General features: G+C 63.7%; 21 protein-coding genes and 1 pseudogene. 9 read left to right on the plus strand and 13 right to left on the minus strand.

Annotated features, from left to right (window positions below):
- Positions 1-132: 132 nt before the first annotated feature.
- The 7 genes from KKP04_RS12840 (at position 133) to trmD (ending at position 7,012) form a co-directional block, all read left to right on the plus strand.
- Positions 133-1,470, plus strand: coding sequence for a DUF1134 domain-containing protein (locus KKP04_RS12840; RefSeq protein ID WP_215032001.1), 1,338 nt, complete (start codon positions 133-135; stop codon positions 1,468-1,470).
- 135 nt (positions 1,471-1,605) lie between these two features.
- Positions 1,606-2,874, plus strand: coding sequence for a multidrug effflux MFS transporter (locus KKP04_RS12845; RefSeq protein ID WP_215032004.1), 1,269 nt, complete (start codon positions 1,606-1,608; stop codon positions 2,872-2,874).
- A gap of 275 nt (positions 2,875-3,149) precedes the next feature.
- Positions 3,150-4,667 (plus strand): signal recognition particle protein, encoded by a 1,518-nt coding sequence (ffh, locus tag KKP04_RS12850; RefSeq protein WP_215032007.1) that lies wholly within the window; start codon positions 3,150-3,152, stop codon positions 4,665-4,667.
- A gap of 92 nt (positions 4,668-4,759) precedes the next feature.
- Complete coding sequence (gene rpsP / locus KKP04_RS12855) at positions 4,760-5,116, plus strand: 30S ribosomal protein S16 (protein ID WP_215032010.1); 357 nt, start codon at positions 4,760-4,762, stop codon at positions 5,114-5,116.
- Between the two features lie 192 nt (positions 5,117-5,308).
- Entirely contained in the window at positions 5,309-5,857 is a 549-nt protein-coding gene (gene rimM / locus KKP04_RS12860; protein WP_215032013.1) for a ribosome maturation factor RimM, read from the plus strand.
- Positions 5,854-6,315, plus strand: a complete 462-nt coding sequence (locus tag KKP04_RS12865; protein ID WP_215032016.1) for a metallophosphoesterase family protein — start codon at positions 5,854-5,856, stop codon at positions 6,313-6,315. The genes rimM and KKP04_RS12865 overlap by 4 nt, the downstream gene beginning before the upstream one ends.
- A 1-nt stretch (position 6,316) precedes the next feature.
- Positions 6,317-7,012, plus strand: coding sequence for a tRNA (guanosine(37)-N1)-methyltransferase TrmD (gene trmD / locus KKP04_RS12870; RefSeq protein WP_215032019.1), 696 nt, complete (start codon positions 6,317-6,319; stop codon positions 7,010-7,012).
- A gap of 39 nt (positions 7,013-7,051) precedes the next feature.
- Here the strand turns inward: trmD and KKP04_RS12875 are convergent, their stop codons facing one another.
- The 4 genes from KKP04_RS12875 to KKP04_RS12890 form a co-directional block, all read right to left on the minus strand.
- Positions 7,052-7,591 (minus strand): hypothetical protein, encoded by a 540-nt coding sequence (locus KKP04_RS12875; protein WP_215032022.1) that lies wholly within the window; start codon positions 7,589-7,591, stop codon positions 7,052-7,054.
- 251 nt (positions 7,592-7,842) lie between these two features.
- Positions 7,843-8,316, minus strand: coding sequence for a cyclic nucleotide-binding domain-containing protein (locus tag KKP04_RS12880; RefSeq protein WP_215032025.1), 474 nt, complete (start codon positions 8,314-8,316; stop codon positions 7,843-7,845).
- A 105-nt stretch (positions 8,317-8,421) separates the two neighbouring features.
- A complete protein-coding gene (locus KKP04_RS12885; RefSeq protein ID WP_215032028.1) occupies positions 8,422-8,991 on the minus strand; it encodes a cyclic nucleotide-binding domain-containing protein in 570 nt (189 codons plus the stop codon).
- Positions 8,992-9,101: 110 nt separating this feature from the next.
- A complete protein-coding gene (locus KKP04_RS12890; RefSeq protein ID WP_215032030.1) occupies positions 9,102-9,788 on the minus strand; it encodes a response regulator transcription factor in 687 nt (228 codons plus the stop codon).
- A gap of 171 nt (positions 9,789-9,959) precedes the next feature.
- On the opposite strand from KKP04_RS12890, the pseudogene KKP04_RS15580 reads away from it, so the two are divergent.
- A pseudogene (locus KKP04_RS15580) lies at positions 9,960-10,400 on the plus strand (L,D-transpeptidase); the annotation flags it as partial.
- Positions 10,401-10,446: 46 nt separating this feature from the next.
- On the opposite strand, the gene KKP04_RS12895 reads toward KKP04_RS15580, so the two are convergent.
- The 9 genes from KKP04_RS12895 to ccoN form a co-directional block, all read right to left on the minus strand.
- Positions 10,447-11,214 (minus strand): hypothetical protein, encoded by a 768-nt coding sequence (locus KKP04_RS12895; protein ID WP_215032033.1) that lies wholly within the window; start codon positions 11,212-11,214, stop codon positions 10,447-10,449.
- 106 nt (positions 11,215-11,320) lie between these two features.
- Complete coding sequence (gene ccoS / locus KKP04_RS12900) at positions 11,321-11,485, minus strand: cbb3-type cytochrome oxidase assembly protein CcoS (protein WP_215032036.1); 165 nt, start codon at positions 11,483-11,485, stop codon at positions 11,321-11,323.
- Positions 11,482-13,710: a heavy metal translocating P-type ATPase gene (locus tag KKP04_RS12905; RefSeq protein ID WP_215032039.1), complete on the minus strand. Its 2,229-nt coding sequence runs from the start codon at positions 13,708-13,710 to the stop codon at positions 11,482-11,484. The genes ccoS and KKP04_RS12905 overlap by 4 nt, the downstream gene beginning before the upstream one ends.
- Positions 13,680-14,195 carry a FixH family protein gene (locus KKP04_RS12910; RefSeq protein WP_215032042.1) on the minus strand — a complete coding sequence of 172 codons (516 nt, stop codon included), beginning with the start codon at positions 14,193-14,195 and terminating at the stop codon, positions 13,680-13,682. Before KKP04_RS12910 ends, KKP04_RS12905 begins: the two co-directional genes overlap by 31 nt.
- Positions 14,192-15,679, minus strand: coding sequence for a cytochrome c oxidase accessory protein CcoG (ccoG, locus tag KKP04_RS12915; protein WP_251134097.1), 1,488 nt, complete (start codon positions 15,677-15,679; stop codon positions 14,192-14,194). The genes KKP04_RS12910 and ccoG overlap by 4 nt, the downstream gene beginning before the upstream one ends.
- A 158-nt stretch (positions 15,680-15,837) precedes the next feature.
- On the minus strand, positions 15,838-16,719 hold the full coding sequence (gene ccoP / locus KKP04_RS12920) for a cytochrome-c oxidase, cbb3-type subunit III (RefSeq protein WP_215032049.1): 882 nt from the start codon (positions 16,717-16,719) through the stop codon (positions 15,838-15,840).
- Positions 16,709-16,888: a cbb3-type cytochrome c oxidase subunit 3 gene (locus KKP04_RS12925; protein WP_215032052.1), complete on the minus strand. Its 180-nt coding sequence runs from the start codon at positions 16,886-16,888 to the stop codon at positions 16,709-16,711. Before KKP04_RS12925 ends, ccoP begins: the two co-directional genes overlap by 11 nt.
- 13 nt (positions 16,889-16,901) lie before the next feature.
- Positions 16,902-17,633, minus strand: a complete 732-nt coding sequence (ccoO, locus tag KKP04_RS12930; RefSeq protein WP_215032055.1) for a cytochrome-c oxidase, cbb3-type subunit II — start codon at positions 17,631-17,633, stop codon at positions 16,902-16,904.
- 9 nt (positions 17,634-17,642) lie between these two features.
- On the minus strand, positions 17,643-19,313 hold the full coding sequence (gene ccoN, locus KKP04_RS12935; RefSeq protein WP_215032058.1) for a cytochrome-c oxidase, cbb3-type subunit I: 1,671 nt from the start codon (positions 19,311-19,313) through the stop codon (positions 17,643-17,645).
- A gap of 507 nt (positions 19,314-19,820) precedes the next feature.
- Here ccoN and KKP04_RS12940 point away from each other — a divergent pair.
- A complete protein-coding gene (locus tag KKP04_RS12940) occupies positions 19,821-20,018 on the plus strand; it encodes a hypothetical protein (protein ID WP_215032061.1) in 198 nt (65 codons plus the stop codon).
- Positions 20,019-20,056 lie beyond the last annotated feature (38 nt).

Consider the following 20,056-nt stretch of genomic DNA (forward strand, 5'->3'; position numbering starts at 1 on the left):
GTGATGACAGGCATCGAATACCCGCGCATAAGCTCTTGAGAACGCGGGACGTGCCGTTGTTTGGCTTAGGGTCGAGGCGCGAATCGCTCCATTGTGCGCGGGTGGGGATGCCACCAGAGCGCGAGGGCAGCCATGACTTTCAGACATAATTTTGCACTTGCCGCATTTGTTGCACTCATGCCTGCGTCGGCCCATGCCGCGCAGAATTGCGACACACGCGCCTTCAGCCAGCAGATCGATCAGACGGCACAGGCGCTCCGCACACTCAACCGTGACAGCGAGACGCGCTTCCAGGATCGGCTTATGGCCATCGCCAGGGCGAAGGGCTGGAGCGATGGCGAGCGGGCCGATCACGCCGCGGCCGCGATGGACGACACCAAGCTCCAATCCTTCAATTCGGATATTGAAGATCTGGTCGGCCAACTCGACACGCTCAACGCCACGCCGAAGAACGAAATTTCGTGCGACCGGCTGAACGAACTCAAGACGATCAATGACAAGCTCATTGGCGTCATGAGGCGGAAGGCTGGTTTCATCCTCGCGCAACTCGAAGCCGAGGCGGACAAACCGGCGCTGAATCCCTACAAGATAGCAAGCGGCAAGAGCGACGCCTTGCCGAAGGCGGATGCATTTCCGCAAGCCGATTCGGCGACGCCCATCTCGCGCGATCCGGTACGAACGGCCGAAGCGGCGGGCGAGAATTCGCCTGTGACGCCTGACATCGCCGCCTCCACGGACGTGCCGTGGTCGGCCAACGTATCGCAGGCGTTGCGCAATCCGCAACAGCCGCCGCCGCAACAGCAGGCACGCCCCGCCGCGACCGTTGCGCCTCATCCCAATGCGCCTTTGTCGCTCAAGCCCGCGCCGAAGCAGGAAGAGAGGGTCGCGGCGCTGACGCCGCCTCGCGGAATCGACACCCTGCCGCCGGTGACCTTCAGCTCGCCGCCGCCATCCTCCTATTCACCGCCGTTCGCTCCCATTTATTCGGTGCAGGAAATCCGCGACGCCGGCCGTGGCGTGTTCGGTTCGGTCACGTCGGAACTTGCCGCCGTCATGAACTACGCGTTCCAGAAATTCGGCCAGCCTAACGCCTATATCGTCGGCGATGAGGGCGGCGGCGCGTTCCTCGCAGGGTTGCGCTACGGCGACGGAAGGCTTTATTCGCGGGTGAACGGGGTTGAAACCGGCCCGACCAAAATCTACTGGCAGGGTCCGTCGTTCGGCGCGGACATCGGCGCAACGGGATCACGCGCGCTGTTTCTCGTCTACAATCTGGATAGCCCGCACACCCTCTACCGCCGCTTCCCCGGCTTGGACGGTTCGGCCTATGTCGCGGGCGGCGTCGGTCTGACGGTCTACAAGAACGGCGACACGCTCATCGTACCGATCCGCACCGGGCTCGGCCTTCGGATCGGCGCCAGCGTCGCCTATCTCAAGTTCACGGAGCGCGCGAGCCTGAACCCGTTCTGATATCGCATCGCGGCAATCGCGCGATACAATCAGAGATAAGGTCTTCATTTACGCACGAACGCAGCGCCGGTATTCATATCGGCGCTGTTTTGCTTTTGTGCCGAACCTAACTTCGGTCCCCCGAGTTCACACCAGATGCTTGTCAAGTCCGACGACGCCTCCCCGCCGCAGGCGACCCGATTCCCTCTCTCCACACCGGAATTCGTAACGCTCATCGCGTTGCTGACCGCGCTGACGGCGCTTTCCATCGACATCATGCTACCGGCGTTACCGAAGATCGCCGGTGCGCTGGGCGCGACGACAGAGAACGAGCAGCAGCTTGTGCTGAGTATCTACTTCGTGGGCTTTGCCATCGGGCAATTCCTTTTCGGGCCGCTTTCGGACTCCTACGGGCGGCGCAATCCGCTGCTCCTCGGACTTGCGCTTTACACCATCGGAACTGTGCTGGCCGTCACGGCGACATCCTTCGCGATGCTGCTGTTCGCGCGCGCCTTTCAAGGCTTCGGCGCTGCCGCTCCCCGCATCGTTGCCATTGCCGTGGTGCGCGACCGCTTTGCCGGGCGCGAGATGGCGCGCATCATGTCCTTCGTGACGATGGTCTTCGTGATCGTGCCGATCCTTGCGCCGACGCTCGGCGAAGCGATTGTCCAGTTTTCGGACTGGCACATCATCTTCTGGGTTCTGCTCGCCATGGGGCTTGTGGCAACGCTCTGGTCCGGCCTGCGCCTGCCCGAAACATTCGACAAGAGCGACCGGCTTCCGTTCAATGTCCGCACCATATGGGCGGCGTGCGCGGCGGTTGCGACCACCAGACAGACAGTCGGTTATGCGGTCGCGCTGGGGTTTTCATTCGGCCTGCTGTTTTCGTACATCATCACGTCGCAGCAGATCTTCGTCGACGTGTACGGGCTTGGCGCCGACTTCCCGATAGCCTTCGGCCTCATCGCGGCATTCCTCGCGGCGGCTTCGATCATCAACGCGAAGCTTGTGCGCCGGGTCGGCATGCGCGGCGTCTCCCACCGTGCGATCATCGGCGGCCTTGCCGTCTGCGGCGTGATGGCGGGGTTCGGATTTCCCGACAAGCCGCCGCTCTGGGCGTTCGGCACCTTCATGGCGGCGGTGTTTCTATGCTTCGGCCTGATGTCCGCGAATTTCAACTCGCTTGCGATGGAGCCGATGGGACATATCGCGGGCACGGCCTCTTCGCTCATCGGCTTCTACACCACCGTTGCCGCAGCGGCGCTCGGCACCATCGTTGGCCAGTCCTTCGACGGGTCGGTGCGCCCGCTCTGCATCGGCATCAGCATCATGTTCGCGGCTACGCTCGTCACCGTGCTGGTGACGGAGCGGGGGCGTCTCATGAAGCATTCCGACGCCCCCGATGTGAAGGTGAAGGCGCCATGAGGCTCGCGAATTTTATCCGAACGTCACTGTGTCGTCATTTGGTCTAAAATCGCATTTGAAAGAGCAATTGTAATCGTCTATACCGATGTTGCATTAGATATCCGTCGCCCGCCAGCGAGAGTTCGCCCGCGGGTGCGTTGTCTGTTGGAGCATGCCCACAGCGCCGGCATTGAAGGAAAACAGGACCGAGACCTTTCGTTTCAAGGCGTGGATGACGCGCCGATGACAGAAAAACCGGACCTCCGCCAGAACCGAGCGAAACGCGAAAGCCCCTTATGTTCGACTCCCTATCCGACCGCCTCTCAGGCATCTTCGACAAGCTTACCCGACGCGGCGCGCTGACCGACAGCGATGTTTCGGAAGCGATGCGCGAAGTCCGCCGGGCGCTGATCGAGGCGGACGTGGCGCTCGACGTGGTCAAGAGCTTCACCGACCGCGTGAAGGAAAAGGCAGTCGGCCAGGAAGTCGTCCGCTCAGTGACGCCCGGCCAGATGGTCGTCAAGATCGTGCATGACGAACTCGTCCGCACGCTCGGCGCGGAAGCCGATCCCATCGACCTCCAGTCCATTCCGCCGGTGCCGATCATGATGGTCGGCCTGCAAGGCTCAGGCAAGACCACGACCACCGCGAAGATCGCGAAGCGCCTCACCGAACGCGACAAGCGCAAGGTGCTGATGGCCTCGCTCGACACCCGCCGCCCGGCCGCACAGGAGCAGCTCGAAGTTCTCGGCCAGCAGACCGGCGTAGACACGCTCCCCATCATCAAGGGCCAGACGCCGCAGCAGATCGCGGCGCGCGCCATTCAGGCGGCGAAACTCGGCGGCTATGACGTCGTCATGCTCGACACCGCCGGTCGCCTGCATATCGACGATGAGCTGATGCGCGAAACCGAGCAGGTGCGCGACATCGCCAAGCCGCACGAGACGCTGCTTGTCGCCGACAGCCTCACCGGTCAGGACGCGGTGAACCTCGCGCGCACCTTCGACCAGCGCATCGGCATCACCGGCATCGTGCTGACCCGCATCGACGGCGACGGACGCGGCGGCGCGGCGCTCTCCATGCGCGCCGTCACGGGCAAGCCGATCAAGCTGCTGGGCACGGGCGAAAAGCTCGACGGCCTCGAAGACTTCCACCCCGAGCGCGTCGCGGGCCGCATCCTCGGCATGGGCGACGTCGTGAGCCTCGTCGAGCGCGCCGCCGAGACCATCGACCAGGAAAAAGCGCAGGCCATGGCGAAGAAGCTCGCCAAGGGCCAGTTCGACCTGCAAGACCTCTCCGACCAGTTCCGCCAGATGCAGAAGATCGGCGGCATGTCGGGCGTGCTGGGCATGCTGCCCGGCATCGGCAAGATGAAGAAGCAGCTCGACGCCGCCAACCTCGACGACAAGCTGCTGAAAAGGCAGACCGCAATCATCTCCTCCATGACGCCACAGGAGCGCCGCAACCCGAAAGTCCTGCAAGCGAGCCGCAAGCGCCGCATCGCAGCCGGGTCCGGCACCACCGTGCAGGAGGTGAATCAGCTTCTCAAGATGCACCGGCAGATGGCCGACATGATGAAGGTCGTCGGCAAGGGCAAGGGCGGACTTGCGAAGTTGTTCGGCATCGGCGGAAAGATGCCGGAACCCACGCCCGAAATGATTGAAGCAGCGAAGGCGGGCAAGATGCAGCTCCCGCCGGGCATGAAGCTGCCGGGAGTTCTCGGAGGCGGCGGCGGCGGTTTGCCGGGCCTTCCGGGTATGCCGGGTGGCGGACGTTTCGGCGGCCTTCCGGGCCTGCCAGGGAAAAAGAAATGAGAGCGCTCAGAGTGCTGTCAACCGCGCGGGCAAGGCTCGTGCAGAACAGAATTTTCGCAAGATCAGAGATCGAACGTTTAACGGAGACGAACATGCCCCTGAAGATCAGACTGTCCCGCGGCGGCGCGAAGAAGCGCCCGTACTACCGCATCGTCGTCGCCGAGGCGACCGCTCCGCGCGATGGCCGCTTCATCGAGAAGCTCGGCACCTATAATCCGCTGCTTCCGAAGGACCACACGGACCGCGTGACGCTCCTTGAAGAGCGCGTGAAGCATTGGCTCTCGGTAGGCGCCCAGCCCACCGATCGCGTGCTTCGTTTCCTCGACGCGCGCGGCCTTGCCAAGCGCCCCGAGCGCAACAATCCGAATAAGGGCGAGCCGGGCACGAAGGCCGTCGAGCGCGCCGAAGAGCGTCGCAAGAAGGCCGAAGAGACGAGCGAAGCCGCGTAAGCAGCACGCTTTACGCACGCTTCGTGCGGGATGTGGAATTGCCGGAGCGCTGCCGCATCGCGGAGGCGCTCCGCTTGCGTATCGGAGCCGCGATGGACTTCCGGTTGCTTGTGTGTCTTGTACCGCTTTTCCATGCGCTGAAGGAGAAACCCGTGGCCGAAGCCACCGCCTGGCCCCTGAGGTGCAAAGCGCATGACGCAAGATAAGGTTCTGCTCGGCCGGATCGGCGGCGCCCATGGTTTGCGCGGCGAAGTGAAAATCGCGACCTTCACCGCCGCGCCCGAAGACATCACGGCTTACGGGCCGCTTTCGAGCGCCGACGGCACGCGCACCTTTGTCATCACCGGCATGCGGGCCGCGTCCGCCGGTTCCGTCATCGCGCGCCTGAAAGGCGTTGCCGACCGCACGCAGGCCGAGGCGCTGAACGGCATCGAGCTTTACGTTCCGCGCGAGGCGCTGCCGCCGCCTGAGGACGAGGACGAGTTCTATCATTCCGACCTCATCGGTCTTGCCGCCGTTTCGCCCGAGGGCGCGGTCGTCGGCAAGGTGATCGGCGTCCATAATTTCGGCGCGGGCGACTTGCTCGAAGTGCGCTTCGGAGACGAACGCCAGCCGGTGCTGATCCCCTTCGACAACGCGCACGTGCCGCATGTCGATCTCGGCGCGGGCCGCGTGACGGTGATCCGTCCGGCGTTTGAGAGCGCGGAGGCGGATGGGGCGGATGGCGAGTCCCACGAATGACCGTTCTCGGCCTCATCTCCGACACGCACGGCCTGCTTCGCCCGGAAGCGGCGGCGGCGTTGGCGGGTGTCGACGCGATCCTGCACGCGGGCGATGTCGGCCGCCCGGCTGTGCTCGCGGCGCTTCGCAGCATCGCGCCGGTGTTCGCGGTGCGCGGCAATGTCGACGGCGGCGAGCTGGCGGCCCTGCCGCTCGACACGATTGCAAGCGTCGGCGGCTTCGACATCTATATGCTGCACATCCTGCGCAATATCGCGATTGACCCGGCAGCTGCGGGCATGGCTGTCGTCGTCTCCGGCCATACGCACAAGCCGCTGATCGAAGAGAAGGCCGGCGTGCTTTATGTGAACCCCGGCAGCGCCGGGCCGCGCCGCTTCGGGCTGCCCGTGTCGCTGGGGTTCCTGCGGCTGGCGAGCGGGCAAAAGCCCGAAGCCTGGCTCAAGATGCTGGATTGCTGAGATGACCTGGCATGCCAGCATACTAACGCTTTTCCCCGAGATGTTCCCCGGCCCGCTCGGCTTGAGCCTGTCCGGGCGCGCGCTTTCCGACGGCCTGTGGCGGCTCTCGACGCGCAACATTCGCGACTTCGCGACCGACAGGCATCGCTCGGTGGACGACACACCGGCGGGCGGCGGCGCGGGCATGGTGCTGCGCGCGGATGTGGCGGCGGCGGCCATCGACGCGGCCAGCGCAGACGCCCCGGATCTGCCGCGCATCTATCTTTCGCCGCGCGGCGCGCCGCTCACGCAGGCTCGCGCCCGTACGCTCGCCGCAGGGCCGGGCGCGCTCCTGTTCTGCGGCCGCTTCGAAGGGCTCGACCAACGGGTGATCGACGCGCGCCAGCTCGAAGAAATCTCCATAGGCGATTACGTGCTGTCGGGCGGCGAACTTGCCGCGATGGTGCTGCTCGATGCGTGCGTGCGTCTGCTGCCGGGCGTGATCGGTGCCGAGGCGTCGCTCGGCGAGGAAAGCCACGAGAACGGCCTGCTCGAATACCCGCATTATACGCGGCCGCGTGTGTTCGAGGGCAGCGAGATTCCGGACGTGCTGCTGTCCGGCGACCACGCCCGCATCGCGCGATGGCGGCGCGAACAGTCGGAGGCGTTGACGCGTGAGCGGCGCCCTGATCTCGCTGCGCGCCTCAAGCGCGATTGAGCTTTAAGCGACGCAGCGGTCGCCTGTGGAAAGCTGCATTCACCGCACCTGAGACACCGGTGGGAACCGCGTCGGGTGGCCGGATCTCACCATCGATTTCACACCTGATCGCGGATCGACGAAGACCTGCGTCTGGCCGAGCCGTCCCGCCGCCCCGGGCACGCCGCCCTGGCAGCGCGCGAGCGGCGGTTTCCGCCGGAATGCCAGCGCCCGAATGCGCTGCACGGCAATCTCGCCCGTCACCGTCTTGAGAGTGTAGGTCTCGGGCTTGCGCAGATAGCACCAGCCGGCGAAAGCATGTCCAAGCGGCGCAGTCACGTCGAAATAATCTGCGATGTTCGCTTCGAAAGACTCAGGCGAGGGCGCGTGCGTCTGAGGCAGCCAGATGTAAAGGAATATGAGCGACCCATCGGCCTGCGGCTGCGGAAGCTGAATTTTCTCAAGATCGGGTATATTCAGAGAAGAAAATTGCAATGCAACGGCTTCAATCTTGTCGTGGAAAATATCGGGCACTTCTGCCGGATACGAGTCTTGGGGAGCCACGAGTAACGCCGCGACTATAGCAACAACAAATCTCATAATCTCCCCTTCCGCATCGAAACCGGCGAGATCGAGTCCTACCTACTCTTGATTGTAGCTAATTTCCGCGTGGCGGCCAATAGAAATAAGCGCACCGGATGCGTTGCGCGAGGCGTCGAGGAGAAGGCCCGGCGGCTTTAAAGTTGGAGCGGTACACCGCCTTTCGAAGGCGCGTAAAATCCAGCGCGACCCCGTGAGTCGCATCCCTCAAAAGCGATGACGCCCCTCCAGGCGCGCACTCCGCGACCCTGTCACGCTGCCTTTTCGGCCTTCTCGACGTCCGCGAGCTTGCTGTCGACGCGCCTGATATCCGCCGCCAACCCGTGCAGCCGAACGAGCAGCTTCTCGGAAATGTGCTGCGCAAGTTCGGGCCGTTGCTCCATCGTCGCGCGGAAGGCGTCGCGAGAGAACGCGAGCGCGCGCAGCCGCTCCCGCGCCGTCACGGTCACGCTGTGAACGGTCTCCACCAGCATGCCGAGTTCGCCGACGAGCGTGCCGGGCCAAAGGTCTTCGACGAAAAGCTCGCCGCCCTCGAAACGCGGGCACCCCGCCTTTCCGGTCATGATCAAGTAAGCGGTGCTGCCGGTCTCGCCTTCGGTAATAAGCTCCGCGCCAGCCTCGAAGAATGTCTTCTGGCCTATCGCCGCGATCGCTTCGAGCAGCTCGTCGGAAAGCCCCGTAAATAGGGGAACCTGCTGTAAAAGCTCGATTTTATGGTCGAGCATTGAACCACCCGTCTTTGCTTCTGCCAAAAGTCTCCCACACGTTTACAACTACAGAAGTAGAGTTTTGTTTGATTCGTCCTCATTCGCAACGATATTAACGAAAGCTTAGTATTCTCCGCCAAAACGGCGTGCGGCCCCTCGCGCGCGACTTTCATCGAAGGCCGCGGATGACACGGCAATTTCGGTCGCCGTCCGCGCTTGCGCGGCAGGAGGCGAGGCATCTTCCTTTTGTTCGAGCTGCAACTCGAAATGGCGCAAATCCCGCGCGAAGGACCGCAATCTGAGAAGAAGATTGTCGGCCAATTGCCGCGCAATGCCCGGATCGCGCCGCATGACGCGAGTCAGCCGGGAGCGTTGCAGGGCAAGCGCGCGCACTCGTTCCGTCGCTTCTACGGTGAGCGGATAGACGGTGTCGACCAGCATCGCCATCTCGCCGACGAGAGCACCCGGTCCGATAGGCTCGCTGCCGGTTGCCATTCCGGGAAAATCCTTGCAGCGGACCGCCCCGGACAGGACGAGAAACGCGCAATCGCCCGCCACATCTTTCCTTGTCAGAACATGCCCAGGCTCGAAATACACCTTCTTGCCGACGTCAAGTATCGCGGCGAGTTGCTTCTCCCCAAGGCCTCTGAAAATGGGCAGTGCTCGAAGAAGCTCGATATGCGCATCGAGCATAGCTGAGGAACCTATCGCTTGAGTGGCCGAACTCCTTCAAACCCATACGAACGGTTCGGACTTTGCGCGATTCGGTTATGCAACTCAAGGTTGCGCTTGATTCAGGCTCGTTACGGAACGAGCTTGTAGCCGCCCGCTTCGGTGATGAGGAGTTCGGCGCGCGACGGATCCTTTTCGATCTTCTGCCGGAGCCGGTAGATATGGGTTTCCAGCGTGTGCGTGGTAACGCCCGCATTGTAGCCCCAGACCTCGTGCAGGAGGACATCGCGCGAGATCACCTTTTCGCCCGCGCGGTAGAGGTATTTCAGGATCGACGTTTCCTTTTCGGTGAGCCGCACTTTCGACCCCTTCTTGTCGACGAGCAGTTTCGCCGATGGCCGGAAGGAATAGTCACCGATCGTGAACACCGCTTCCTCGCTGTGCTCATGCTGGCGAAGCTGCGCGCGGATACGGGCGAGAAGCACGGCGAAGCGGAACGGCTTGGTGATGTAGTCGTTTGCGCCGGATTCGAGGCCCAGGATCGTGTCCGAATCGGTGTCGTGGCCGGTCAGCATGATGATCGGGTTCTTGAATCCGTTCTTGCGAAGGATGCGGCACGCCTCGCGGCCGTCCATATCCGGCAACCCGACGTCGAGGATCACGAGTTCGGTGTGCTGCCCCTTGACCGCCGTAAAAGCTTGCGCGGCGCTGTGCACGACATGCGGATTGAACTCTTCATGAAGCGCAAGCTGCTCGATCAGCGACAGCGCAAGGTCTTGATCATCATCGACAACCAGGATATTGCGCTTATTGCTCATTTTTAACTCCGGGCGGAAGATCGCGCTTTTTGATTTAACGACGGTACTGGCCGACGCAACGGGTGACCTTTGGTGCCAAAGGCGAATGTACAGCAAAAGCACCGCCTGAAAACGCGAAAACGCACATACGCACGCGTTCTAACACTATCGGACGCGGCGGCGACGGGGATAATGACATACGGTCATTTACAGTTTTCCGTCGCCCTTGGGAAGTCCGGTCTTCGCGCCGCGAAGCGTGAAGGCGACGGTGCTACGCCATTGGGCCGATGGCGGATTCTGACGGTGTATTATCGACCCGACAGGGTGCGCAGGCCGGTTGCCGCCGTACCAGTGCTCGCCAACCGCCCCACCTACGGCTGGTGCGATGCGGCGACAGACCGCAACTACAACCGCAGGGTGACGATGCCTTATCCGGCGAGCGCGGAGCGGCTTTGGCGAAACGATTCGCTTTACGACCTCATCGCGGTGCTCGACTACAACATTGCGCCGCGTGCGCAAGGTCGCGGCAGCGCCATTTTCATGCACGTCGCGCGCAAGTCGTTCGCCCCGACTGCCGGCTGCATCGCGATGACGCGCGCCCACCTCATCCGCTTTCTGGCGTCGATGAAGGCGGGAACGGTCGTCGCGACCGGGCGAAACGCCGCGCCTCGGCCCGAAATCAGCGCGGCCGCCTCGGGTTCAGGTAAAGGTCGGCTTCCTTTTTCTCGATTGCCAGCGAAATGGCGCCCTGCCGGACACCACGCACCACGCGGCCGACATGGCGCCGCGCCGCACCGTTGAACTTCAGCATGCCGCCGATGAGTTGCAGCGTCGTCGCCAGAAGCGGCGATGGTGCGCCGTCGAGCGTCACGTCCCAACGACCCGCCATATGGAACACATGCCCGTTCAGATGGCCGATCCGCGCGCCCGTCTGATCGTAGAGCGTATAGTCGCCGCCGAAATTGATCCAGTCCTGCCGCAGCCGATAGAATCGCGCCTCACCGCCTTCCAGCAGGAAGAACGAAAACTCTTCCGGCATGCCCGGCCATTTGCGCGCCGAACGCTCCACCTGCACGATCTGATCGTGGCCGTCGACGTTGAGCGACCACGACGTCACCGGAAAGCCGCGCGCGCCGGTCGAAAGCTGCACGCTGCGTCCCACGAGCAGATCGATGCTGCCGCGCCACGTCATCGACGGGCTGAAGAGCTTCAGCACCACACGCTTCGCGCCGGGATCTTCGGATTTCCACAGGCCCTCGCGATAGGTGATCAGGCCGACGCGTTCGCCGCCTTCGAGCACCTCGCCGATCACATCGCTGTCCGCCGTGAATTGCCGCGACTTCGCACGGTGCCGCGAGTGCACGAACAGGCCGACCTCCACATCGTTGAGGCCGGTCCACCACATATCCACGGTGAAGTTTCTGGCTGCCGCCTTCGCCCGTCCCATACGTGCCCCCTGAGAATCGCCTGCGCGGAGCTTGCGCCAATTCGCGGATTCGGGCTGCGGGAATGCGCCGCAATCCACAACGGCGTCGCGCGCGAGCCGGACGCGCTCAAGCGCCGGGGCGCGGCTTCTCCGGCGGATCGTCTTCGAGCGCGCGCCAGGCCGCGCCGTCGAGGTCTTCGTACTGGCCGGACTTCAGCGCCCAGATGAACCCGGCGAGGCCGAGGCCGCCGAGAAACAGCGCGATGGGGATCAGCCACGCAAGCGAGGTCATGCCTTCAACTCCAGTTTCGCCGTGCGCAGCCGGACCGCGTTCAGCGTGACGAAGATGGACGACGTCGACATCGCGATGGCCGCCACGAGCGGGTTCACGAAGCCCGCGATGGCGAGCGGAACGAACACGATGTTGTAGCCGAAAGCGATGGCGAAGTTCTGGAACGACATGCGCCGCGCCTTCTTCGCCGTGGCGAGCAGTTCGATCACCGGCGAGAGCTTCGCGCCTTGAAACACCGCGTCCGACGCCGTCTGGCTGATGTCTGCGGCGGTCGACGGCGACGCCGAGGCGTGCGCGGCGGCGAGCGCGGGCGCGTCGTTCAGCCCGTCGCCGACCATGAGCACGCGGCGGCCTTCGGCCTTCAACTCGTCGAGTCGCGCAATTTTCTCGTCCGGTTTCAGCCCGGCTTGCCAGTCCGCGATGTGCGCGGCGGAAGCTGCGGCGGCGACGGCTTCGATGCGGTCGCCGGACAGAAGCTCCACGCGATAGCCCGCGCGGATGAGCGCATCCACGGTTGCGGCGGCGTCCTCGCGAAGCTTGTCCTCGAAGCGGAAAGCGACGGGGGCAGCGCCCGGGCGCGTGTACCAGAGTGAGGCGGCGGAGGCTTGCGCGTCATCCACACCGCACCACGCGGCGGAGCCGAGACGTTCTTCGCCGCCATCGGTCGCGCGACGCAGCCCGAAGCCCGGCTTTTCTTCCACGCCGCCCGCCGCCGACACCGCGCCGAGGCGCGCTTTCGCCGCCTGCGTTACGGCCTGCGCGTAAGGATGGCGACTTGCGGCGGCGAGCGCGGACGCGGCCATCAGCGTTGCGTCGTCGATTGCATCGCCGTTCGCGAGCGAGGGAACGCCCGCCGTCAGCGTCCCGGTCTTGTCGAACACAGCCACGTCTGTTTCAGCGAGCCGTTCGAGGCCGTCCGGCGCTTTCAGCAAAATGCCTTTGTCGAAAAGCCGCGCAGACGCCGCCACCTGTACGGCGGGCACGGCAAGCGCCAGCGCGCACGGGCAGGTGATGATCAGCACCGCAATCGCGATGGTCAGCGCATGCTCCCAGCCCGCGCCCGCGATCATCCAGCCGATGAAAGAGGCCAGCGCGAGGCTATGCACCATCGGCGCGTAAAACCGCGCGGCACGGTCGGCGAGGCGGACGTAACGCCCGCGCGCCTGTTCCGCCGTCGCCATGAGCCGCGCGATCTGCGCGAGCAGCGTATCGTTTTCGGCGGCGCGCGCCTCCATCTCGACGGGCCCCCCGAGATTGACGGAACCGGCGTAAACGACCGCGTCGGCGGCGGCCGTCCGGGGCGTCGTCTCGCCCGTGATGAGGCTTTCATCCACGATTGTCGTGCCGCTGGCGATCACGCCGTCAGCGGGGAAGCGTTCGCCCGCCGCAACCGCGATGCGCATGCCGGGCTCGACAAGCCGCGATGGCAGCCGCTCGATGGTGCCGTCCGGCGCGATGACATGCGCCCAGCGGGATTGCAGGCCGATCAGATTTTCCGCCGCGCCCCGCGCCGTGATGCGCACGCGCTGATCGAGATAGCGGCCGATGAGCAGGAAGAACAGCAGCGTCACGCAGGCGTCGAAATAGACCTGATCGGTGCCGCGCATCGTCTGGTAGAGGCTCATGATGGCGGACAGCCAGATCGCAAGCGAGATCGGCACGTCCATGTTCACGCGGCCGCGCTTCAGCACGCCCCAGGCCGAACTGAAGAACGGCTGGCCCGCATAGGCCACCACCGGCAGCGCGATTGCGGCGGACAGCCAATGAAACAGCGCATGGGTGGGATCGTCCGCGCCGCCGCCCTTGCCGGACCACACCGACACCGAAAGCAGCATGATATTGGCGGCGGCGAAGCCCGCCACCGCCAGCCGCGCGAGGAGGGGGCGCGCGGGGTTGTCCTTTTCATTGTCGATGGTGTCGGGCGCGAGTTCGGCGGCCTTGAAGCCTGCCTTCTCCAGCGCGTCGACAAGGGGGGCGGCCGCGCCCGCGTCGCGGTCGAAGATCACGGTTGCGCGGCGGGCGGAGAGGTTCGCGCGCGCGGCGGCGACGCCCGGCACGCCCAGAAGGGCGGTCTCGACCTTCCGCATGCAGCCGCCGCAATGCATGTTCTCCACCGCCAGCGTGATCGTGCGCGATGATGACGGCGCGCGGCTGCCTGCGGGCGATGCGCCCGCTTCTCGCTGCTTGAACTCGACTAGTTCGTCTGCTGCGATGGTTCGAGCCATAATCTTTCCTTCACGCGGTAGATAGCGGGCGCGCTGCCCGGCCGCGACTTCTCGGCGTTGAACGCCAGAATCCATTTGCCGGTGCCGACCTTGCCAAGATCCGCTTCGTAAAGTCCGGCGTCAGCCTCCCTGAACGAAACGCCGTGGCTCTTCTCGCTGGAAGCCGGACGCTCGATGCGGCCGGTAATGGCAAGCCCGGCGACAGGCTCGCCGCCCGCGTCCGTCATCGAGACGCGAAGCCGTTCGCCGCGAAGTTCGACCTTGTGATGCCAGCCGAGAGCGGCCTGCGCCTTGGCTTCAGCCAGCGTCTGATTATAGCGCAGGCCCGCCTCGTAGCTCGCGCCCGTCGCCTCGCCGGGCTTCGTGGAGATCGCCATATAAACGAAGACGGCATTCACGGAGGACATCAGCCCGAAAAACCCGAGAAGGATCAGGAGGACGTGCTTCCCGGTGAGACCGCCGCGTTCGCTCGTCGTCGTACTCATCGTTCCGGTCCCTTGAAGGTGGTCTCGCGCGAGGTTTCGGTGCCGTCGTCCGTGTCGCGCGCGCTGATCGTTACCGGCGTTGTCGCGCCGAGAGTGGCAGCCTTTTCACGGGGCACGCTCACATAGACCTTGATCGAGCGCAGATCGTCCGGCGCGACCGTGAGCGGCGGGTTTTCGCCATCGATGCCGACGACGTTTATTTTCGCTTCCGGCAGGCTCACGGAAAGCGCGAAGGTGCGCGTCTCACGCCGCTTGTTGAGCAGGCGGATTTCGTAGCCGTTGCGGATGCTGCCGTCGCTGAGTTGCACGAAGAGCGGATTGCGGTCCGGCACCACGTTCATTTCAAAGATGGTCTTTTGCGACAGGCCGAAGAGCATCAGCCCGCCCACAAGCGCGGTCAGACCGGCGTAAAGGATCGTGCGCGGGCGGATCAGGCGGATTCGCGCGCGCTCGCCATGAGCCTCCGCCTCAAGGTTGCGATAGGTGTCGTAGGCGATGAGTTTCGTCGGGCGGCCGACCTTGGTCATGACCTCGTCGCAGGCGTCGATGCACAGCGCGCACTGGATGCATTCGAGCTGCGCGCCGTTGCGGATGTCGATGCCCGCCGGACACACCACCACGCATTGATTGCAGTCGATGCAATCGCCGCGCCCTTCCCATGTGTCGCCCTTCTTGTGCGGTCCGCGCGGCTCGCCGCGAAAGCCGCGATAGGTTATGAGGAGCGAATCCGCGTCGAACATCGCGCCTTGAATGCGAGGCCACGGGCACATGTAGGTGCAGACCTGCTCGCGAGAGAGGCCGCCCAGCACGTAGGTCGTGGCGGTGAAAATGCCGATGAAGATATAGGCGACGGCCGGAGCTTCGAAGTTCACGAGTTCCATGAAAAGCGTCGGCGCATCGGCGAAATAGAAGACGAGCGCGCCGCCGGTCGCAAGGCCGATGAAGAGCCACGACACATGTGTTCCCGCGAGCCGCCATGTCTTGTCGAGCGACCATGGAGACTTCGCGAGCTTCAGGCGCGCGTTGCGGTCGCCCTGCCAGATACGCTCCACCGCGATCATGAGATCGGTCCAGACCGTCTGCGGGCAGGCATAGCCGCACCAGACGCGCCCCGCGAGCGCCGTCACGAGAAACAGCAGCAGCGCGGATATGATGAGAAGGCCGGTGACGTAATAGAATTCCTGCGCCCAGATTTCGAGGTCGAAGATGTAGAGCCGCTGATGGGCGAAATCGAGCAGCACCGCCTGATCGGGCAGCGTCGGCCCGCGATCCCACCTGAGCCACGGCAGCAGGTAGTAGATGCCAAGCGACACGGCCATGAAGATCCACTTGATGCGTCGAAACTTGCCGTGCACCAGCTTCGGATAGATCGGCTCGCGCGCCTTATAAAGATTCGTGCTCTGCGTCGGGGGAGACACCTCGGCGCGCTTCTTGCCCGGAGTCGGGCTTGCAGCAGGAGTGATGGACGTCGAGATGTCGGTCATGGTGTGCTCCAGAATAAGGGCACGGGCGTAAATCGAATCGCAGCAGCTCATGGCTTGCTACCTCGCTTCTGCTCGGTTCCCCCGCCGGGAGGGTTGGGCAGAGGCCGGGAGCCGGCCACTTTCCGCCCGTGTCCCTCGCCAGCGGTCGGGCGACGGTGTTATTGCCCGCCACCGAGCGAATGAACGTAGATGGCGAGCTTCTTGAGCGTCGCGGGATCGAGGCGCCCCGACCATGCCGGCATGACGCCGCCGTGGCCCGTGGTGATCTGATTCATGATGGCTTCTTTCGTCCCGCCATAGAGCCAGATATTCGCGGTGAGGTTCGGTGCGCCCACCTCCTGATTGCCCTTGCCGTCTTCGCCATGGCAACTCGCGCAGGCACCGTCGCCGTGAAAGACCGCCTTGCCGCGCTCGGCAACAGCGCTGTCATGCGGGAGATTCGACAGCGAGAGGACGAACTCCGCCGTATCGCTGATCTGGGAGGGCGTCAGGAGACCGTCAACCCCGAATGCGGGCATCTGGGAAATCCGCGTCTCGGGATGGTCGCCGCGAACGCCGTACTGGATCGTCTGGAGGATCTGTTCGAAGGATCCGCCCCAGATCCAGCTGTCGTCGTTGAGGTTCGGGAAGCCGAGCCCGCCCTGCGCGCCGCGTCCATGACAACCCGCGCAGTTGTCGCCGAAAGCGACCTTGCCGCCCGCCATGGCGAAATTGAGAAGCAGCGGGTTGGCCTTGATGTCGGCGAAGCTGTCATTGACGATGGCGTCGTTCAGCTTTGCCTGGCTATTGCGCACGGCCTGAAGGCTTTCGGTCACGTTCATCCGCTCGCTGTAGCCGAGCAGCCCCTTGGTGTAATCGGACACCAGCGGCCACGTCGGATAGGCGACCCAGTAACCGACCGACCAGATGATGCAGGCGTAGAACGTCCACAGCCACCAGCGCGGCAGAGGCGTGTTGAGTTCGGCGATACCGTCCCACTCGTGACCTGTGGTCGCAGTGCCGGTGTGGGGATCTACTGTTTTCTCGTGCTTATCGGCCATTGTTGCCCCCAGCGCCAAAGTCGTCCGAATCCAGCGGAATGCGGCTCGCCTCGTCGAAGCCCTTCTGGTTGCCGGGCCAGAACACGAAGACCAGCACGCCAATGAAGAGCGTCACGAAGATGAAGAGACCCGTCATCGCGGAGAGTGATCGAACCGTTTCGTAAGTCATGGTGTCCTCCTCCTCAGCGCAGGTTCGGGCCGGATGCGTCGTACTTCGCGAAGTCGACGAGCGTTCCGAGCATCTGGAGATACGCGATCAGCGCGTCGAGTTCCGTCACATCGCCCTGCTTGGCGTCGAACTTGCGAACGACGGCTTTCGGGTAACGCGCGGCGACAGCGGCGGCTTCCGGCGTGTCGGGCTTTGTCTGCGCGATGATGTCGAGCTTCGCGTTTTCGATCTGCTCGTCGGTGTACGGCACGCCGACTTTGCGGAGCGTCTTCAGCCGTTCGGAAATGTCGTCGTAGTCGAGCTTGCGCTTCGCCAGGAAGGGATAACCCGGCATGACGCTTTCCGGCACGATCGAGCGAGGGGCGGTCATGTGCGCGACGTGCCACTCGTCCGAATATTTGCCGCCGACGCGGGCGAGGTCCGGCCCCGTCCGCTTCGAGCCCCACTGAAAGGGGTGATCGTACATGCTCTCCGCCGCGAGGCTGTAATGACCGTAGCGCTCAAGCTCGTCCTTGAGCGTGCGGATCATCTGGCTGTGGCAGGCGTAGCAACCCTCGCGGATGTAGACATCGCGGCCCTTGAGTTCGAGCGGCGAATAGGGGCGCACCCCGTCCACCTTTTCGATGGTCGATTTCAGCCAGAAGAGGGGCGCGATCTCAACGAGGCCGCCGATGGAGACCACGAAGAGAATGCCTACGAGGAGGACGAGAGAGTATTTCTCGAACGGTGCGTGACTGAGTTTCATGTTCGCCTCCTACACGGCTGGAACGGTTTGCGGGTGGCGAATCTCAGGCGCCGCTGCGATCCTCGGTTGGTCGGCTACGTCCACCGGCTCGTCGCCGCGGATGGTGCGGAAGACGTTGTAGGCCATGATAAGACCGCCGGTGAGGTACAGGAGACCGCCAATGGCGCGGATGACGTAGTAGGGGTGCATCGCCTCGACGCTTTCGACGAACGAGTATTGCAGCACGCCGAGCGCGTCCGTCGCCCGCCACATAAGGCCCTGCATGATGCCGGACACCCACATCGCGGTGATGTAGAGCAGGATGCCGATTGTCGCGACCCAGAAATGCCACTCGACGAGGCGCTGCGAATATAGCCCCTGACGCTTCCACAGCCACGGAACGAGGCAGTAGATCGCGCCGAAGGACACCATGCCGACCCAGCCGAGCGCGCCGGAATGCACGTGGCCGACGGTCCAGTCGGTGTAATGCGACAGCGAGTTGACCGAGCGGATGGCCATCAGCGGACCTTCGAAGGTCGACATGCCGTAGAAGGCGACCGACACGACGAGGAAGCGGATCACGGGATCGGTGCGAAGCTTGTCCCACGCGCCGGACAGCGTCATCAGGCCGTTGATCATGCCGCCCCACGAGGGCATCCAGAGCATGATCGAGAACGTCATGCCGAGCGTCTGCGCCCAATCCGGCAGCGCGGTGTAATGCAGGTGATGCGGGCCGGCCCAGATGTAGAGGAAGATCAGCGACCAGAAGTGTACGATCGAGAGTTTGTATGAGTACACGGGTCGTTCGGCGCGCTTCGGCACGAAGTAATACATCATGCCGAGGAAGCCCGCGGTCAGGAAGAAGCCCACCGCGTTATGACCGTACCACCATTGCGTCATGGCGTCCTGCACGCCGGAGAAGGCCGAATAGCTCTTCGTTCCGAGGAAGGACACCGGCACCGCGAGGTTGTTCACGATGTGCAGCATCGCGATGGTGACGATGAAAGCGAGGTAGAACCAGTTCGCCACGTAGATGTGCGGCTCCCGGCGCTTCATGATCGTGCCGAGGAAGACGAGCAGGTAAGCCACCCAGACGATGGTCAGCCAGAGATCGACGTACCATTCCGGTTCCGCGTATTCCTTGCTTTGGGTAACGCCCATCAGGTAGCCCGAAGCGGCCATCAGCAGGAAGAGCTGGTAGCCCCAGAACACGAACCACGGCAGCCAGCCGCCGAAGAGCTTCGCCTTGCAGGTCCGCTGCACCACGTACATCGACGTGGCGAGCAGCGCATTGCCGCCGAAGGCGAAAACCACCGCCGAGGTGTGAACCGGACGCAGACGGCCGAAGTTCGTCCATGGCAGGTCGAAATTCAGCGCCGGAAAGGCGAGCTGCCAGGCGATGATGTCGCCGAGCATGAAGCCCGCCACGCCCCAGAACACCGTTGCGATCGTGCCCGCCTTGATGACGTTGTCCGCGTAGAAGTCTGCCGGTTGGCTCGGCGCGCTCGAAAATGCCTTGCCCGCCAGGAAGATGGTTCCGGCCAGCGCAAAAAGCGCGAAGAGGACGGCATGAAACTGCATCACGGCGTCGTGCGAGAAGAGGGCTACGAAAATACCGAGGGCCATCCCTACAAGGGTTAGAGCGAGCGCTCCCCAATCGAGAAACGCTGCGCCGCCTGTCTTAGTGCTCGCAACTTCCATGATGTTCTCCCCGTCAGCCGGCGAATGCGGGCATACGTTTGCGATCTTTTGCGAGAATTCCTACGCAGCCGCTTCGCGGCCTTGATTTCGATCAAATCCAAGGGTGGCCTATCACACATCGATCATGAAGTTGCAGGATTGACAGGGATTTATTGGCTTCACTTTTCCGAGAGGCGCGCCCTTGACAGAGAGAAAAGGCGAGACGCTTCGTCTCGGCTTCTTGACTTCGACAAGGCGCGAGGTTGTGGGCGGCGCATTCTGACGAAAACGAGACTGGGGAAAAGATGGCGCGCGCCCCGGGAAACAGCCGCGTGGGCACAAGTCCCAAAGGCTCTCGGCGAGGCGTTTCTCTGCCTGCTCGAACACCGCCAGACCCCGTCGGTCCGGGGCGAGCCTTTCTGAAGCGCGCTTGGCTGGTTCCCGCTGCAATCTTAGATTGCACTTGCGTAAAGGTGCGCGCCGGGATAGAAATTATGCGGGAATTTTGCTCGTTTTGCGTCAATCGCCATGTCTCAATCGCTCTTGCGCGTTTCCTTCGATATCGGCGCCGAACGCGACGATCACGCCACCTATGTGGAGGAGCGTGTCGCGCTGATGGTGCGGAAAATCGGCTACGTCGCCGCCTGCATCGATCTGTTTCACTGGAGGCACGTCATCGATCAGGCGCTCCGCGAGGTCGAAGCGGAGCGTCCCGCCTGGCGGTGAGGCGCACCCCGCGCAGTAGCCTCGCCTCTGGCTCTGGC

The organism is Rhodomicrobium sp. Az07, from assembly GCF_018619475.1.
Taxonomy (GTDB): Bacteria; Pseudomonadota; Alphaproteobacteria; order Rhizobiales; family Rhodomicrobiaceae; genus Rhodomicrobium.

Excerpts from the sequence above, each read along its gene's own strand:
- ffh (WP_215032007.1), top strand. The coding sequence starts at position 3,150 with ATGTTCGACTCCCTATCCGACCGCCTCTCAGGCATCTTCGACAAGCTT.
- KKP04_RS12865 (WP_215032016.1), top strand. The coding sequence starts at position 5,854 with ATGACCGTTCTCGGCCTCATCTCCGACACGCACGGCCTGCTTCGCCCG.
- ccoG (WP_251134097.1), bottom strand. The coding sequence starts at position 15,679 with ATGACCGACATCTCGACGTCCATCACTCCTGCTGCAAGCCCGACTCCG.
- KKP04_RS12905 (WP_215032039.1), bottom strand. The coding sequence starts at position 13,710 with ATGGCTCGAACCATCGCAGCAGACGAACTAGTCGAGTTCAAGCAGCGA.
- ccoN (WP_215032058.1), bottom strand. The coding sequence starts at position 19,313 with ATGGAAGTTGCGAGCACTAAGACAGGCGGCGCAGCGTTTCTCGATTGG.
- trmD (WP_215032019.1), top strand. The coding sequence starts at position 6,317 with ATGACCTGGCATGCCAGCATACTAACGCTTTTCCCCGAGATGTTCCCC.
- ccoO (WP_215032055.1), bottom strand. The coding sequence starts at position 17,633 with ATGAAACTCAGTCACGCACCGTTCGAGAAATACTCTCTCGTCCTCCTC.
- KKP04_RS12845 (WP_215032004.1), top strand. The coding sequence starts at position 1,606 with ATGCTTGTCAAGTCCGACGACGCCTCCCCGCCGCAGGCGACCCGATTC.
- KKP04_RS12880 (WP_215032025.1), bottom strand. The coding sequence starts at position 8,316 with ATGCTCGACCATAAAATCGAGCTTTTACAGCAGGTTCCCCTATTTACG.
- rpsP (WP_215032010.1), top strand. The coding sequence starts at position 4,760 with ATGCCCCTGAAGATCAGACTGTCCCGCGGCGGCGCGAAGAAGCGCCCG.
- rimM (WP_215032013.1), top strand. The coding sequence starts at position 5,309 with ATGACGCAAGATAAGGTTCTGCTCGGCCGGATCGGCGGCGCCCATGGT.
- ccoP (WP_215032049.1), bottom strand. The coding sequence starts at position 16,719 with ATGGCCGATAAGCACGAGAAAACAGTAGATCCCCACACCGGCACTGCG.
- KKP04_RS12875 (WP_215032022.1), bottom strand. The coding sequence starts at position 7,591 with ATGAGATTTGTTGTTGCTATAGTCGCGGCGTTACTCGTGGCTCCCCAA.
- KKP04_RS12910 (WP_215032042.1), bottom strand. The coding sequence starts at position 14,195 with ATGAGTACGACGACGAGCGAACGCGGCGGTCTCACCGGGAAGCACGTC.
- KKP04_RS12885 (WP_215032028.1), bottom strand. The coding sequence starts at position 8,991 with ATGCTCGATGCGCATATCGAGCTTCTTCGAGCACTGCCCATTTTCAGA.
- ccoS (WP_215032036.1), bottom strand. The coding sequence starts at position 11,485 with ATGACCTCGCTTGCGTGGCTGATCCCCATCGCGCTGTTTCTCGGCGGC.
- KKP04_RS12890 (WP_215032030.1), bottom strand. The coding sequence starts at position 9,788 with ATGAGCAATAAGCGCAATATCCTGGTTGTCGATGATGATCAAGACCTT.
- KKP04_RS12840 (WP_215032001.1), top strand. The coding sequence starts at position 133 with ATGACTTTCAGACATAATTTTGCACTTGCCGCATTTGTTGCACTCATG.
- KKP04_RS12925 (WP_215032052.1), bottom strand. The coding sequence starts at position 16,888 with ATGACTTACGAAACGGTTCGATCACTCTCCGCGATGACGGGTCTCTTC.
- KKP04_RS12940 (WP_215032061.1), top strand. The coding sequence starts at position 19,821 with ATGTCTCAATCGCTCTTGCGCGTTTCCTTCGATATCGGCGCCGAACGC.
- KKP04_RS12895 (WP_215032033.1), bottom strand. The coding sequence starts at position 11,214 with ATGGGACGGGCGAAGGCGGCAGCCAGAAACTTCACCGTGGATATGTGG.